Here is a 14,998-nt window from a genome sequence, read left to right as displayed (position 1 = left end):
TCCCGCGCCCTTCAGGAGCGCGGGACCGTAGCCTCGATGCCCGCCACCACGATCCGCAGGCCCGCCTCGAAGCTGCGGTCCAGGTCGCCGAAGAGCTCCCGGCCCGCCCGCGCCGCCAGCGGGTAGGCCTCACCCAGCCGTCGCTCGCGGTCGGTCAGGTCGTAGGCCGGGTCGCGCTCCTCGGGGTCCCGCTCGCCCGGGTCGCCGGGCTCCGGGTAGACGGACTGCTCCTCGATCACCAGGCCGATGGTGTAGTTGTACGCGGTCCACCACGCCCGTGCCGCGTCGCCCAGGGAGAAGCCCGCCTCGGTGAGCTTGCCCAGGAACGCGTTCAGGGGCGCGGCGTAGCCGTCGTCGGCCATCCGCGTACCGCTGAAGACCTTGCCGCCGTCGCGGTAGCCGAGCAGCTCGCGCCGCAGCCCGCGGCAGGTGTCGGCCAGGACGTCCTGCCAGCTGCCGGACAGGTCGGCCTTCCCGTCCCGCCCCACCGCCCCGGCGGTGATCCGCCGGAACATCTCGGTGGCCATCTCGTCCAGCAGCTCCTGCTTGTTCTTGAAGTGCCAGTACAGCGCGGGGGCCTGGACGTTCAGCTCCTTGGCGATACGGCGGAGGCTGAGCCCTTCCAGGCCCACCTCGTTCAGCAGTCGCAGGGCGGTCTCCGCCACGTGCTTGCGGTCGAGTCTCGTCGCCATGTTGACAATTTAACACCGTTAAGCGCATCCTCGCGGCCATGGCCTTTAACAACGTTAAGGAGACCTGGAGCATGGACGCCACCACGGACACGGACGTGGACGTACTGATCGTCGGAGCGGGCCCCAGCGGCCTGGCCCTCGGTGTCGACCTGGCCCGGCGCGGCGTACGCGCCCTGATCGTCGAACGCCAGGAACACCTCTCCCCCGGCGGCCGCGGCACCGGCCTGCAGCCCCGCACCCAGGAGGTCTACGACGACCTCGGGATACTCGACGCCATCCACGCCGTCGGCGGCGCCTACCCCCCGATGGCCATCTGGGAGGACGGCCGCAAGACCGACGTCTTCGAGATGGTCGAGCGCGTCGAGCCGACCCCCGGCACCCCCCACGCCAACGCCCTCATGGTCCCGCAGTGGCGCAACCAGGAGGCCCTGTACGCGCGCCTGTTGGAGCTCGGCGGCCGGGTCGCGTTCGACACCGCGCTGGACTCCTTCACCCAGGATCCCGACGGCGTCACGGCCCGCGTGGTCTCCCCCTCCGACCCCGGCGCGGGCGCACGCACCCTGCGCGCCGCCTACCTGGTCGGCACCGACGGCGGCCGCAGCCGCGTACGCAAGGCCCTCGGCGTCAGCATGAGCGGCCCGGACCTGCCGGCCGGCGAGGGCCTGGTGGCCGATCTGCGCATCGAGGGCCTGGACCGCGACCACTGGCACCGCTTCCCCATCGGCACCCGGGGCTTCGTCACCCTCCTCCCCCTGGCCCGCACCGACCTCTTCCAGTGCTTCGCCGCCTTCGCCGACACCCCGCAGGACGCCTCGCCCGACGCCGTACGCAAACTCATCGCCACCCACACCCACCTGACGCTCGATCAGATCCACGAGGTCGTCTGGACCTCGGTCTTCCGCCCCCGCGCCGGCGTGGTCGACCGCTTCCGCTCCGGCCGCGTCTTCCTGGCGGGCGACGCGGCGCACATCCACTCCCCCGCGGGCGGCCAGGGCCTGAACACCAGCGTCCAGGACGCCTACAACCTCGGCTGGAAGCTCGGCCAGGTCCTGCGGTACGGCGCCCCCGACTCCCTCCTGGAGACCTACGACGCCGAACGCCGCCCCGTCGCCGCCGACATCCTCAACACCAGCACCCGCCTGCACCGCACCGGCTCACTGCGCCGCGGCCGCGACCTGCACCAGCTCACCCTCGGCTACCGCCACAGCCCCCTCACCCTCGAACGCCGCTGGGACCTGCCCGACACCGCCCTGCGCGCAGGCGACCGCGCCCCCAACTCCCCCTGCACCACCCCCTCCGGCGCCCCCTTCCCCCTCTCCGACGCCTTCCGCGGCCCCCACTTCACCCTCCTGATCACCGACCCCACCCTCACCCTCCCCCCTCTCCCCACCGACCTCGCCGCCCTCCCCGACACCGCCCTGCGCACCTACCGCATAGGCGGCCCCACCCCCGACCTCCTCGACCCCACAGGCCACGCCCTCGACACCTACGGCACCGCCCTCTTCCTCATCCGCCCCGACGGCCACCTCGCCCTCGCCTCCCCATCCCCCACCAGCCTCACCCCCGAACTGCGCCGCTACTTCCCCGAGCCGAAATGACGTGCGGAACCCGCGGCCGACCGGCATCGTTCGCCCCATGGACACCGAGCAGATCACCATCCGGCGCGCGACCGCCGCCGATGCCGCCGCCGTTGCCGACGTATGGCTGCGGTCGTACGACGCCGCCCTGCCGACCGTACGGCGGGCACACAGTGACGACGAGGTGCGGGAGTACTTCCGGGCGGTGGTGGTGCCCGGGCAGGAGACGTATGTGGCGGTCGACGGGGACGCTGTGGCCGGAATGATGGTGCTCGACGGGGCCGTGGTCGGTCAGCTGTATCTGGAGCCGGGGCGGCGCGGGCGGGGCCTCGGGGACCGGTTCGTGGCACTGGCCAAGGAACGCAGTCCGGCGGGGCTGGAGTTGTGGACGTTTCAGGTCAACACGGCGGCGCAGCGCTTCTACGAACGGCATGGTTTCGTGGAAGCGCTGCGCACGGACGGGCAGGGCAACGAGGAGCGGGAGCCGGATGTGAAGTACGTGTGGCGGCCCGCGCGTTGAGGCCCTAGAGCACCAGGGACAGCAGGAGGACGCAGGTGATGCCGACGACGGAGATCAGCGTCTCCATGATGGACCAGGTCTTGAGGGTCTGGCCCACGCTCATGCCGAAGTACTCCTTCACCATCCAAAAGCCCGCGTCGTTGACATGGCTGAAGAAGAGCGAGCCGCAGCCGATGGCAAGGACCAGGAGGGCGCCGTGGGTGGTGCTCATGTCGGCGGCGAGCGGGGCGACCAGGCCCGCGGCGGAGATGGTGGCGACGGTCGCCGAGCCGGTGGCCAGGCGGATGGCCACGGCGATCAGCCAGGCGAGCAGGAGGGTGGAGATGTTCCAGTCCTGGGAGATCTCCAGGATCATCCGGCCGACGCCCGCGTCCACCAGCGTCTGCTTGAAGCCGCCGCCCGCGCCGACGATCAGCAGCACGCCCGCGATCGGGCCCAGCGACTTCTCCACGGTGGCGGCGGTACGGCCCTTGGTGAAGCCCGCGGCCCGGCCGAGGGTGAACATCGCGACGAGTACGGCCGTCAGCAGCGCGATCAGCGGTGAGCCGATGACGTCGAAGACGCGCTGGAGGGTGTGCGTGGGGTCGTCCACCACGATGTCGACCAGGGCCTTGGCGAGCATCATGACGACGGGCAGCAGGACCGTGGCGACGGTGACACCGAAGCCGGGGCGGCGCTCCAGGTCGTCCGAGGCGCGCTGGGGGATCAGGTTCTCGGGCGGGTGGATGTCCACCCAGCGGGCCGCGTAGCGGGAGAAGAGCGGCCCCGCGACGATCGCGGTGGGGATGGCCACGACGACGCCGAGGGCGAGCGTGACGCCGAGGTTGGCGCCGACCGCGTCGATGGCGGCCAGCGGGCCGGGGTGCGGCGGGATCAGCCCGTGCATGACGGACAGGCCCGCCAGGGCCGGGATGCCGATGCGCATCAGGGAGAAGTTGCCGCGCTTGGCGACCAGCAGGACGACCGGGATCAGCAGGACGATGCCGACCTCGAAGAAGATCGGCAGGCCGATGACGCCCGCGATCAGCACCATCGCCCAGGGCATCGCCTTCCCGCTCGCCCTGGCCAGGATCGTGTCGACGATCTGGTCGGCGCCGCCGGAGTCGGCGAGCAACTTGCCGAGGACGGCACCGAGCGCGATCAGTACGCCGGTGCCCGCGACCGTGGAGCCCAGGCCGGAGGAGAAGCTGGCGATGGCCTTGTCCAGTGGTGCGCCGGCCACCGCGCCCAGCACCAGCGACCCGACGATCAGCGACAGGAACGCGTGCAGCTTGAACTTGGTGATGAGCAGGACGATGGCGGCGATGCCGGCGAGGACGGCGATACCGAGCTGGGCGTGACCGGCCGAGGTGATCGGCTCGGCCGCGTCCGCTGCCAGCATCTCGACGCTGAGATGTGTCACGGTGAATCCCTTGCGATTGCCTTGCTGTTATTGCTGGGCTGTCGTTGCCCGTGGGGCCGGGCCTTCGTCAGCCCCCGGCGCGCTCGCGCAGCGCCGCGACGGCCCGGTCGGCGATCTCCTGCGGCGTACCGGCCACGTCCACCTCCACGCCCGCCTCGTCCGCGCCCAGCGGCTGGAGCGTGGCGAACTGGGAGTCCAGGAGCGCGGTCGGCATGAAGTGGCCCCGGCGCTCGCGCATCCGGGACTCGATCAGCTCGCGGTCGCCGGTGAGGTGCAGGAAGACCAGACCGGGCGCGGCGGCGCGCAGCCGGTCGCGGTAGGCGCGCTTGAGCGCGGAGCTGGAGACCACTCCGCCCTGCCCGGCCCGGCCGTGCGCCCAGGCCCCGATGGCGTCCAGCCACGGGGCGCGGTCGCCGTCGTCCAGCGGGGTGCCGGCCGACATCTTGGCGATGTTGGCCGGGGGGTGGAAGTCGTCGCCCTCCGCGTACGGGACGCCCAGTGCGGCGGCCACCAGCGGCCCGATCGTCGTCTTGCCGGTGCCGGCCACGCCCATCACGACGATCACGTGGGGAGCGCTCATCCCGATTACCTCGCTGTCCTCATCGACCTCGGTACGGTCCCCACTGAAACCCATTGGGTACGACGTATTCAAGACACTGTGACCCAAACGTCATACTTAATTGGCTTGATCCCCCGCGCGGCCCCGGAACGTAGGCTGAGGCCATGGAAAACCAGGAGCAGGCGCAGGGGCTGCACGCGCGCGTGCTGGAGTCGCTCGGGCTCGCGATCACCGCGGGCGAGTACCCGCCCGGCACGGTCCTGCGCACCGACGAGCTGGAGCGCGGCTTCGCGGTCTCGCGCACGGTCATCCGGGAGGCGATACGGGTCCTGGAGTCCATGCACCTGGTGGAGTCACGGCGCCGGGTCGGCGTGACCGTACGCCCCACCCAGGAGTGGAACGTCTACGACCCGCGGGTCATCCGCTGGCGCCTGGCGGGCGCCGACCGCCCCCGGCAGCTGCGCTCGCTGACCGTGCTGCGCGGTGCGATCGAACCGGTCGCGGCGGGCCTGGCCGCCCGGCACGCCACCCCCGCCCAGTGCGCCGAGCTGACCGAGCACGCCATGGGCATGGTCGCCACCTCGCGCGGCCAGCAGCTGGACGCGTACCTCGTGCACGACATGGCCTTCCACCGGGTGGTGCTCACCGCGTCCGGCAACGAGATGTTCGCGCGGCTGGGGGATGTGGTGGCAGCCGTGCTGACCGGGCGCACCCACCACCATGTGATGTTCACCGACCCGGACCCGGCGGCGGTCACCCTGCATGTGCAGGTGGCGGAGGCGGTACGCGTCGGGGACGCGCGGCGGGCCGAGTCGCTGACCCGCGAGATCACCGCGGGCGCGATGGCCGAACTGGACGTGCTGGCGCCCTAGCCCGGCGCCTCGGAACGACTCAGAACAGCGGCTGCTGCCCCGGGAAAGGCGGCTCCTCGGGGTCGAAGAGCTTCTCCGCCGGTGCCATCATCGGCGCGATCCTGCGGGACCCCGGGCAGGAGATCAGTTCCAGGCCGGTACGGCGCCCGGGCGGGTCGTGGCGGGCGAAGCGGCCGCCGACGACGGCGATCTCTCGGGTGCAGATGGGGCACGCACGGCGGGGTGAAGACATGACACCAGTCTGACTCAGGGCAGCCCCGTGGTCGCCGCCAGCAGCCGCACCCGGTCGGCCAGGGCCCGTACGGCGGGGTCCGCACCGGCACCTGCACCGGCACCCGCACCCGCTTCTGCACCGGCGTCTTGTGCACCGGCGCCGACGCGCTCCGCCGCCGCGGCCAGGCGCTGGATGTCGCGGGCCCAGTGGCCGGTGGCCCGCTCGGGTGCGCCGATGCGCGCGAAGCCGCGGTCCAGCAGGCCGCGGACCGTCTCGGCCGGCCGCCCCCGGCGCAGCGCCTTCGCCGCGCCCACCGCGTTGGCCAGCGCGCTGACGGCCGGCGGCCAGTCCCCGCCGGCCGGTGCGGGCCCCGGGGGCGGCGAGCCGGCCCGTACGTCCAGGTCGAGGCGCCAGAACAGCGGCAGGTCGCGGAAGAAGTAGGTGAGCAGACGGCGCCCAGCAGCGGCGTGGAAGGCGGGATCGCTGCGCGCGGTCAGCAGCGGATGCGCCCGCTCCAGGCACGGCGCGGCCCCCGCGACGGCCGCCGCGAAGCGCTCACCGGGCACCGTCCAGCACAGATCGATGTCGCTGTGGCGGTCCGCCGTCCCCGCCGCGAGCGACCCCCGCAGTTCGAGGAACCCTTCGGGGCAGCACTCCCGCAGGGCGTCGGCAATGGCGCGCAGCGCCTGCGCCAGGGGGTGGCAGTCGACCTCGTCCCCGATCATCGCGTAGACGAACGAGACGTCAGCCAACGGTAATTGAGGGGTCATCAGCTCGACGGCGGCCAGACGGTAGGCGCCGAGCAGGCCGTCGTCCGACTCCTCCAGCACGGCCCGCCCCACCCGCCCGCCCGGCGTGGCCATCCAGTACGCGCACGGGCGGACCAGCGGCGCCGAGTACAGCACCACCCGGCCGGTGCCCGCGGCCAGGCGCAGCGCCAGCGTGCGGCTGTCGGGGAGTTCGGCGCCGCCGTGCGCGTACAGGTCCAAGGCCCAGGAGACATCGCCCGTCACCGGCTGTGCGTCGCAGAAGACGAGCGCTGCCCAGTTGCGGGTCTCCGCCCCCGCCGCGCTCTCGTCGAGCGCGACGGAGACCTCCTGGGGCCGCACGCGGAAGCAGTCCGCCAGCAGGGGCACCAGGCCGCGCGGCTCCCATGACCCCGCGACGAAGAAGCCGTAGCCCGCGTCCCGGCCGCCCGCGCCGGTCAACGGGCCGCTCAGAACGCGTCGGTGGGGATGTAGGTCCCCCACACGTCCCGCAGCGCGTTGCACACCTCGCCCACCGTCGCGCGTGCCTTGAGCGCCTCGCGCATCGGGTAGAGGACGTTGTCGGTGCCCTCGGCGGCCTTCTTCAGGTCGGCCAGGGCCGCGTCGACGGCCGCCTGGTCGCGCTCGGCGCGCAGCCTGGCCAGCCGCTGGGCCTGCTGGGCCTCGATCGCCGGGTCCACCCGCAGCGGCTCGTAGGGCTCTTCCTCCTCCAGCTGGAAGCGGTTGACGCCGACCACCACCCGCTCGCCGGAGTCGGTCTCCTGCGCGATGCGGTACGCGTTGCGCTCGATCTCGTTCTTCTGGAAGCCGTTCTCGATGGCGGCCACCGCGCCGCCCAAGTCCTCGACCTTGCGCATGAGTTCAAGGGCCGAGGCCTCGACCTCGTCGGTCATCGACTCGATGACGTAGGAGCCGGCGAAGGGGTCGACGGTGGCGGTCACATCGGTCTCGTACGCCAGCACCTGCTGGGTACGCAGCGCGAGGCGGGCCGACTTGTCGGTGGGAAGGGCGATCGCCTCGTCGAAGGAGTTGGTGTGCAGGGACTGGGTGCCGCCGAGCACCGCGGCCAGGCCCTGCACGGCGACCCGTACGAGGTTGACCTCGGGCTGCTGGGCCGTCAGCTGCACTCCGGCGGTCTGGGTGTGGAAGCGCAGCATCAGCGACTTGGGGTTCTTCGCGCCGAACTCCTCCTTCATCACCCGGGCCCAGATCCGGCGCGCGGCACGGAACTTGGCGACCTCTTCGAGGATGGTGGTGCGCGAGACGAAGAAGAAGGACAGCCGCGGCGCGAAGTCGTCGACGTCCATCCCGGCGGCGACGGCGGTACGGACGTACTCGATGCCGTCGGCGAGGGTGAAGGCGATCTCCTGCGCGGGCGAGGCCCCCGCCTCGGCCATGTGGTAGCCGGAGATCGAGATGGTGTTCCACTTGGGGATCTCGGTCCTGCAGTACTTGAAGATGTCCGCGATCAGCCGCAGCGAGGGCTTGGGCGGGAAGATGTACGTCCCGCGCGCGATGTACTCCTTGAGGACGTCGTTCTGGATGGTGCCGGTGAGCTTGTCCGCCGCCACCCCCTGCTCCTCGCCCACGAGTTGGTAGAGCAGCAGGAGCAGCGCGCCGGGCGCGTTGATGGTCATCGAGGTGGAGACCTTGTCCAGCGGGATGCCGTCGAACAGCACCCGCATGTCCTCGATGGAGTCGATGGCCACGCCGACCTTGCCGACCTCGCCGCTGGCGATCGGCGCGTCGGAGTCGTGGCCCATCTGGGTCGGCAGGTCGAAGGCGACCGACAGGCCCATCGTGCCGTTGGCGATCAGCTGCTTGTAGCGGGCGTTGGACTCGGTGGCGGTGCCGAAGCCGGCGTACTGGCGCATCGTCCAGGGGCGGCCCGTGTACATCGAGGGGTACACACCGCGGGTGAAGGGGTACGAGCCGGGCTCGCCCAGCCTCTCGGCCGGGTCCCACTCGGCGAGCGCGTCCGGCCCGTACACGGGCTCGATGGGCAGTCCGGACTCTGACTCGCGCGCCATGGGTACATGCCTCCAGCTGTATTACTTGGGGGTGGAACCAACAGGTGGACCATCGAACTCTGCCTTCGCGACGGACTGTAGCGGCGGCCGTGCGAGCCGTGGAGGGCCGCACGCTGGGACCTTGCTCACAGCAGTCTCCACCGGCCGCCTCGCCCGTGCCCGCGAGCGACTCGGCTCCCACGGGGCGTACGCCCTCGCACCCGCCCTCCTGGCATGCCTGCGGGTTCACCTGCCCGCAGCCGTGGGAATCATGGCGGTAGGGGTGAGTGACAGCACCACGGGGGTGGCGCATGAGCGGTATCGGGATATCCGGGGCGAGGGGCCGCGGGGCCAGGGGCCTGGCCGCGGTGGCGGCCGTGCTGGCGCTGGCCTCGGGGTGCCAGGCGCTGGCGGCCACGCCGGACCCGGTGGCGGCGGAGCGTGACGACGGCGCGGCGGCCGCGCCCGACCCCAGCCCCACTCCCCCGCCCCCGGCGCGCGATCCGTCCCCGGCGGCGAAGCCCCGGCCCGGCCCGGTCGTCCTCCGCAGTGGCGCGCAGGGCGACCAGGTACGTGAACTCCAGGCCCGGTTGCGGCAGTTGGACCTCTTCGACCGCTCCCCCACCGGCTATTACGGCTCGGTCACCGCCGAGGCGGTCGCGGCGTTCCGCGCGCGGCAGCACCTGCCGGGCAGCGGCGGCCGTACGGTCGAGCGCGCGGTGTGGAGCGCGCTCGCCTCCCGCACCACCCCGCCCACGCACGACGAGCTCCACCCGCCCACCAGCCGGCCGATCGCCGCGCCCGATCCGCGCTGTCTGACCGGGCGGGTGCTGTGCGTCAGCAAGAAGAGCGACACCCTGGCCTGGATGATCGACGGCAAGGTCCTCGCGGCGATGGACGTCCGCTTCGGCTCGCAGTACTCCCCGACCCGCGAGGGCAGCTTCACCGTCTACTTCAAGAGCCGCCACCACGTCTCGACGCTGTATGACACGCCCATGCCGTACGCGATGTTCTTCAGCGGCGGCCAGGCGGTGCACTACTCCGCCGACTTCGCCGCCCGCGGCTACAACGGCGCCTCCCACGGCTGCGTGAACGTCCGCGACCACGCCAAGATCGCCGCCTTGTTCGACCACGTACGAAACGGAGACTCGGTAGTCATCTACCGGTGAAGCCGACCGCAACCATCCATTGAGCAGCCCCAACGGCGAGCCATTGGGCCCGCGAGAGCGGCGCCGGCTCAGGCGCAAAAAGGGGCGCGAGCGGGGCCGGGGGAACGTGCCCCGCCCGCGCCAAATGCGCTGAGCCGTTGGTACGGGGGGAACCCCGGCTCTGGCGCAGCCGATGACCAGTCGGCTTCACTACCTACTGCGTCAGTGGCTCAAAAAACGTCACACCCGGTGAATGACGGTGCCCTCGGCGGCCGTCGTCGTCACCGTCACCGCGCCCGCCACCGTGGCCGTTGCCACCGCCGTGACCATGGCCGTTGCCGCCGCCTTTCCCGCCGCGCCCGCCGTCCGGCCCGTCGCGGTCACCGCCGTCACCGGCCCCGCCGCCCTGGTAATTCCCGCCACCCGCCGAAGCGTTTCCGCCGCCCCGGGCGAGGTACTGGCGGCAGAAGGCGTGCACCCGTTCGCGGCCCCCGGCGGCGCGCTCCAGGCGGCGCAGGGTCTCCCGGTCCATGGCGGGCCGCCGGCCGGACTCGTAGTCGCGGCACAGCATGTGGACGACGTGTCGCCGGTCGCCCGAGTCGTCCTTCTTTTCGTCTTTGTCCTCGTCGTCATCACGGGAGGAGCCGTTGCCGCGCTCCCGCTCACCGTCGTCCGTCCCGGCGCCGCCCCGCCGCTTCTCTTCCCCCTCACGGCCGTTCGCCCCGCCGCCCGAGACGCCCGCGTCCGCGCCGCCGCTCACGGCGGAGCCGGTGCTGTGCGCCTCGCCCGGCTCGGCCGAGCCGGTGGCGCCCGGGGTCACGTCGGGTATCGGTGTGGCGCCCCCGGTGGCGGCGCCCGGCCCCCGGGATTCGCGCGGGCCGGGGGAGACGGCGGCGGAGATGCTGGGCGCGGGCTCGGGGTCGGCGCTGCTGGCGCGGAACGGCGTGGGGAGCACGCCCGTACCCGCCGCGACCGCCACCCCGCCCAGCGCGCAGCCCGCCAGCGCGACCATGAAGCCGCGCCGGAAGGGCCGCGCGAAGCCGGTGCGTGCACGGGCATCGCGCGTAGACCGCGTGCCGACGGTGGCGCGTACCGCGCCCACTTCCGTCGCCGGGGCAGCCGCCCGCGCCTGCCGGAAGGCGGCCAGCGCCGCCTCTTCACCGGGGAGCGCGCCGCCTTGAGGGGTGCTCGCCTGTGCCGCGGCCGCGTCCAGCAGCCCGGCCAGTTCGCCCGCGCCGGGGGCGTCGACCGGCTCACCGCGCAGCAGCCGCTCCGCGGCGTCCTTGTCGAGCCAGTCGTACCGGTCGTCGGCCATCACATGTCCTTCTGCGTTCGTGCGGCCGTTTCCGTCACACCTGGTACGTACGATTCCGTCGCGCTCTCCCCGCGCCTGCGGCCCTGTGAGGGCACTCCGCCCATCGTCCGGCCGCCCGCTCCCCCGCCGCCGCGCCCTTCGCTTCCGCCCGGGTCGCCGCGGTCCCCGCCCAGCAGTTCGGCGAGCCGTCGCAGCCCGCGGTGCGCGGCGGTGCGGACGGCTCCGGGGCGCTTGCCCAGGACCTCGGCGGCGCTCTTGGCGTCCAGCCCGACCACCACCCGCAGCACGACGGCCTCGGCCTGGTCCTGCGGGAGGCGGGCGATGAGGCGGAGCGTACGGCCGGTGCCCAGCGCCTCCATGGCCTCGCCCGCGGTGTCGGACTCCCCGGGGCGGTCGGCCAGTACGCTCTCGTCGCCGCCGATGGCGGGGCGGCGGCCGCGGGTGCGTAGGTGGTCCAGGGCGCGGTTGCGGGCTATTCGCGCGGCCCAGCCGCGGAAGCGGTCGGCGTCACCGCTGAAGCGGGCGAGGTCGCGGGTGATCTGCAGCCACGCCTCCGAGGCGACATCCTCGGCGTCCGCTTCGCCCACCAAAGTGCGTACATATCCGAGAAGTCGTGGATGCACCGCCCGGTAGACGGTACGGAACGCCGTCTCGTCGCCGTCCTGTGCCGCCTGTACGGCGACTGTCAGCCGGTCGTCGTCCGGCTGAATGTCGTCCCCTCGCACGGGTCCATCCTGTCGCACGCGGATGAGCGGAGAACACCTGGAAGACGAGGGGACGCACCGAGCGCGCAGCGCACACGCCCACACCGACCGGTCCCTGCCGCTTCTCTTCCCCGCCGTTTCGCTGTCTGTCGCCGCGGACCCCCGCCCGCGTACCGCTTGGCCCGAGTACCGCAGGTAACCCGGCTGGTCCCGCCGACCGTAACCCGGCTGACCGGCCGCCGGCCGCGCGGGCTTGGACCGAACCCGACCAGGGCGTGTCCGACCGGCGCGGACCAGCACGTTACGGGCAGCCGGCGCCCCGCGTCCAGAGCACTGGCCGTGCCCCGGCCCGCACCCGCTGTGACGCTTTCGGGCCGCCCGGCGCTGAAGGGGATGGGAGTTCCACCACGGGTCTCCCTCAGACGACGGCCGGGGCCTCTCCTGTGGGGGGTGGCGGCCCCGGCCGTCTCCACGACGCCTCCAGTTCTGGCCTGGGACGATGCAGGGCGTCACCCGTCGCCGTGGCCGGCCGGTCGGGCACCTCATGCGATGCCCCCAAACCAAGGCGCTGAGCTGTTCCGGCCGTCGGCTTGCGGGCGCCCTCGACTCGGCGCGTACCGTACTGGGCCATGATGTAGCCCGGCGAGTGGGACCTCACATTCGGGCGCCAAGCCGCCGCAGGGTGCGGTCGCCCGCGACACGTACGTGGTGTGCGTGCCGGAGCAGCTCCGCCGCGCCCTGAACCGGCGCGACCTGGTCGCCGCCCTGTCCAAACGTTGGGCGGACCCGCGCGTGAGGCCGCTGGACGGGCCAGGGAGGACGGCGGTGTGCGGGGCCAAGCGGCAGATGACCGACCGGCTCCCCCGCGGCCAGCGCCCTCGGGAAGTCGCCCCCGCCGCGGGCCGTCGCCCATAGGCTCAGGACATGGAGGACGTGGACGCCGCGGGCAACCTACGCAACCTGATCTCCGGGGGTACTCAACGCACTGTCGTACAGGCCGGGACAGTTCACATGCACGTGGACGCTGCGGCTCCACCTGCGTTGCCGTCCAGCGGTGTTGAGGACTGGTGGGTGCGAGCCGCGAAGCAATCGGCCCTGTGGGACCACGTCGACGACGATCGGAGCGCACAGACACTCAGAGCACATGTGTGTTCCGTAGTCGCCGAGTTGGCGGGCGTACGCGATGCCGCGCAGGACGCACTCGCCGTAGATCCGTGGCAGGATCCGGGCGCGGCCGTGCGATTCATCGACCGGGTCGAATGGTTGCTGGGTGAGCCAAGCGCCGAGCGCCCACTCGATCTGTATCCGGCCGAGACCGCGCTACTGACCCTCGTGCCGTTCTTGTACGGCGCCAGCAGGGCGCGGACCGCGTCCCGTTGAGCCCGCGTCGGACCGGACCAGCTCGGTCCCGTGCCCGACGCGGACGAGGATCGGCGGGCCTTCGAGGTGTTCGCAGCAGGGCATGACCGGCTGGTCAAGCGTGCGGCCCTGCGGCCCGATGCGGCACAACCGATCGGCTGGTGGTTGTTCTACCGCTGGTTGCTGGGACGTGGCGAGCATGCGGAGGCGGGACCGGTTCGGGAGCTGCTCCATGAGATCGCGAGCTCGGATTCTCCCCTTCGTGCGCGTTTCCCGATGACGCTACGACCGACGATCTCGCACTGCTCGACAGCCGGTGGGTCGACAACACACTGTGCCTCGCACCTACAGGCCCATTGCCGTACGAATTGCTTCTGGAATCGGGCGTCCATCGCCTGGGATCGGCGATCCGAAGATTCCAGGACTACGGTTTCGATGTGCCGTTCAAAGCGCCTCACCGCCCCGACGATCTGGATGAGCAGCTGCTGTCTCCCCCGAGCGTATGGCGACTTACGGGCTCACGGTCTCCTGTCCGGACCTACCAGCCGGACTGTCGGCAGCCGACGCGCACGAACTCCTCGTGGACTCGAAATACGACGAGACCTACATGTCCGTAAGGGATGAGCTCACGTGGCAGGACCTCCTGTGTCGCGCAGCAGAGTTGAATTCGAGCCTCGGACAAGTCGTTCGGTGGCTGACAGAGTTGGGGATCCCAGTGCCCGACCTCGAAGCGCAGCTGCGCCGCGCCCTCGCCCAAGTTCCTCGTCCGCTTGGCATCAACCGCCGTAAAGAGTAGACAGATCGACCAAGAGGAGGTCGTCGCGCCGGGTTGCCAGGTCGACCAGGTCCGGGTGGAAGCCGTGCAGGGAGTACAGGGCCAGGGTGGTGGCACCGGTGTCATAGCCCTGGACTTCGAGCAGGGCACGGATACGCTCAAGGCGCTCCAGGTCACCGGTCCCACGGCGGGCGGCCGTCGCCTTGGCCTCGCCCAGCAGCGCGATCCTCGCACGGGGAGCCTGTGGGCGCTCACCAGCAGCCAGTGCAATGACATCGACCTCGTGCTTCGTCCGGGTGGCCTGGTCGGCGACCTCGGTGGTACCGACCGGGCCGGGCAGTCCGCCGGGCAACAGGGTGTGGGCGTAACGACGCGTGAAGTCGCGGGCCAGGTCCTCGAAGTGCGGGCCGAGGATCTTGGAGTTGAAGGTCGGAGCGGCCTGCTGCCACACCTGCTCAGCGAAACCCTGCTCCACGGCGGCGGCCTGCGGGAGGGTGATGAGCTGGTTGAAGCGGATAACGGGGTCGGCGAGCGTGATGACGGGGTGCCTGGAGCGGAGGATGTCCTGTTCCCGCCGGATGTAGCCGGTGGACTCCAGCACTCCGAGCGGATGGGCGACGGCATTGCGCGGGCGCTCCAGGGCGGCACCGATCTTGCTGGGGGTGGTGGCGCCTTGCGCGATGGCGGTGAGGATGTCGTAGTACAGCGTGTGCTGTGTGATTCTCGGGTCCTCGCGCAGCAGGTACTCGGTCTCGGTACGCGAGTACACCGCCCGCCCCGGGTCGAGCAGCGTCCGGGTGAGCCAGGTGTCGAAGCCGTCGTCCGGGTGCGGGCGGGCGGCCACCGGCCGGTAGCCGGGAGCGCCCCCAAGGACCGCGTGCACCTTCAACGCGGTCAGCGGATCCTTGATCTGCCAGAAAGTGCGGCTGTCCCGGTAGTCGAACGGGCCCAGGCGCAGATCGACCACGGCCCGGCCCCGCAGCGGCTTCGTCCCCGACAGCAGTTCATGCATGACGCTCATGGCGGAGCCGCACAAGATCAGGCGCGGGCCCGGGGGGGGGGGGGGGCGGGGGGGGGGGGGGGGG

13 protein-coding genes and 1 pseudogene are annotated in these 14,998 nt (G+C 72.0%); 5 read left to right on the top strand and 9 right to left on the bottom strand.

Going from position 1 to position 14,998, the window contains the following annotated elements; all coding sequences use genetic code 11:
* Nucleotides 1–11: 11 nt before the first annotated feature.
* Nucleotides 12–692 carry a TetR/AcrR family transcriptional regulator C-terminal domain-containing protein gene (locus AC4IJH_RS33660; protein WP_490855738.1) on the bottom strand — a complete coding sequence of 227 codons (681 nt, stop codon included), beginning with the start codon at nt 690–692 and terminating at the stop codon, nt 12–14.
* Between the two features lie 71 nt (nt 693–763).
* Here AC4IJH_RS33660 and AC4IJH_RS33655 point away from each other — a divergent pair, with 71 nt between their 5' ends.
* Together AC4IJH_RS33655 and AC4IJH_RS33650 are read left to right on the top strand one after the other, a co-directional pair.
* Nucleotides 764–2,290, top strand: a complete 1,527-nt coding sequence (locus AC4IJH_RS33655) for an FAD-dependent monooxygenase (RefSeq protein ID WP_490855737.1) — start codon at nt 764–766, stop codon at nt 2,288–2,290.
* A gap of 37 nt (nt 2,291–2,327) precedes the next feature.
* Nucleotides 2,328–2,789, top strand: a complete 462-nt coding sequence (locus tag AC4IJH_RS33650) for a GNAT family N-acetyltransferase (RefSeq protein ID WP_490855736.1) — start codon at nt 2,328–2,330, stop codon at nt 2,787–2,789.
* A gap of 4 nt (nt 2,790–2,793) precedes the next feature.
* Here the strand turns inward: AC4IJH_RS33650 and AC4IJH_RS33645 are convergent, their stop codons facing one another.
* Entirely contained in the window at nt 2,794–4,191 is a 1,398-nt protein-coding gene (locus tag AC4IJH_RS33645) for a GntT/GntP/DsdX family permease (protein WP_490855735.1), read from the bottom strand.
* Between the two features lie 67 nt (nt 4,192–4,258).
* Nucleotides 4,259–4,771: a gluconokinase gene (locus AC4IJH_RS33640; RefSeq protein ID WP_490855734.1), complete on the bottom strand. Its 513-nt coding sequence runs from the start codon at nt 4,769–4,771 to the stop codon at nt 4,259–4,261.
* A 143-nt stretch (nt 4,772–4,914) separates the two neighbouring features.
* Between AC4IJH_RS33640 and AC4IJH_RS33635 the strand changes: the two genes are divergently transcribed.
* Nucleotides 4,915–5,622, top strand: coding sequence for a FadR/GntR family transcriptional regulator (locus AC4IJH_RS33635; RefSeq protein ID WP_490855733.1), 708 nt, complete (start codon nt 4,915–4,917; stop codon nt 5,620–5,622).
* A 19-nt stretch (nt 5,623–5,641) separates the two neighbouring features.
* Here the strand turns inward: AC4IJH_RS33635 and AC4IJH_RS33630 are convergent, their stop codons facing one another.
* The 3 genes from AC4IJH_RS33630 to AC4IJH_RS33620 are packed head-to-tail and all read right to left on the bottom strand — an operon-like array spanning nt 5,642 to nt 8,633.
* Nucleotides 5,642–5,854, bottom strand: coding sequence for a hypothetical protein (locus AC4IJH_RS33630; RefSeq protein WP_490855732.1), 213 nt, complete (start codon nt 5,852–5,854; stop codon nt 5,642–5,644).
* Nucleotides 5,855–5,868: 14 nt separating this feature from the next.
* Nucleotides 5,869–7,044: a hypothetical protein gene (locus AC4IJH_RS33625; RefSeq protein ID WP_490855731.1), complete on the bottom strand. Its 1,176-nt coding sequence runs from the start codon at nt 7,042–7,044 to the stop codon at nt 5,869–5,871.
* 8 nt (nt 7,045–7,052) lie between these two features.
* On the bottom strand, nt 7,053–8,633 hold the full coding sequence (locus AC4IJH_RS33620; protein ID WP_490855730.1) for an acyl-CoA mutase large subunit family protein: 1,581 nt from the start codon (nt 8,631–8,633) through the stop codon (nt 7,053–7,055).
* 290 nt (nt 8,634–8,923) lie between these two features.
* On the opposite strand from AC4IJH_RS33620, the gene AC4IJH_RS33615 reads away from it, so the two are divergent.
* On the top strand, nt 8,924–9,781 hold the full coding sequence (locus AC4IJH_RS33615) for a L,D-transpeptidase family protein (RefSeq protein WP_490855729.1): 858 nt from the start codon (nt 8,924–8,926) through the stop codon (nt 9,779–9,781).
* 193 nt (nt 9,782–9,974) lie between these two features.
* Here AC4IJH_RS33615 and AC4IJH_RS33610 read toward each other — a convergent pair whose 3' ends face one another.
* Both AC4IJH_RS33610 and AC4IJH_RS33605 read right to left on the bottom strand, forming a co-directional pair.
* Nucleotides 9,975–11,075, bottom strand: coding sequence for a hypothetical protein (locus AC4IJH_RS33610; RefSeq protein ID WP_490855728.1), 1,101 nt, complete (start codon nt 11,073–11,075; stop codon nt 9,975–9,977).
* On the bottom strand, nt 11,075–11,800 hold the full coding sequence (locus AC4IJH_RS33605) for an RNA polymerase sigma factor (protein WP_490855727.1): 726 nt from the start codon (nt 11,798–11,800) through the stop codon (nt 11,075–11,077). The genes AC4IJH_RS33610 and AC4IJH_RS33605 overlap by 1 nt, the downstream gene beginning before the upstream one ends.
* Before the next feature lie 903 nt (nt 11,801–12,703).
* Between AC4IJH_RS33605 and AC4IJH_RS33600 the strand changes: the two are divergent.
* Nucleotides 12,704–13,762, top strand: a pseudogene (locus AC4IJH_RS33600) (HD domain-containing protein).
* A 152-nt stretch (nt 13,763–13,914) separates the two neighbouring features.
* On the opposite strand, the gene AC4IJH_RS33595 reads toward AC4IJH_RS33600, so the two are convergent.
* Nucleotides 13,915–14,998, bottom strand: a 1,084-nt coding sequence (locus AC4IJH_RS33595) for an AAA family ATPase (RefSeq protein ID WP_490855726.1), incomplete at its 5' end; no start/stop codon positions are given.

This window comes from Streptomyces sp. UF-297, assembly GCF_058245575.1.
The sequence above is the reverse complement of the archived record's forward strand: the minus strand, read 5'-3'. Positions and strand labels throughout refer to the sequence as shown.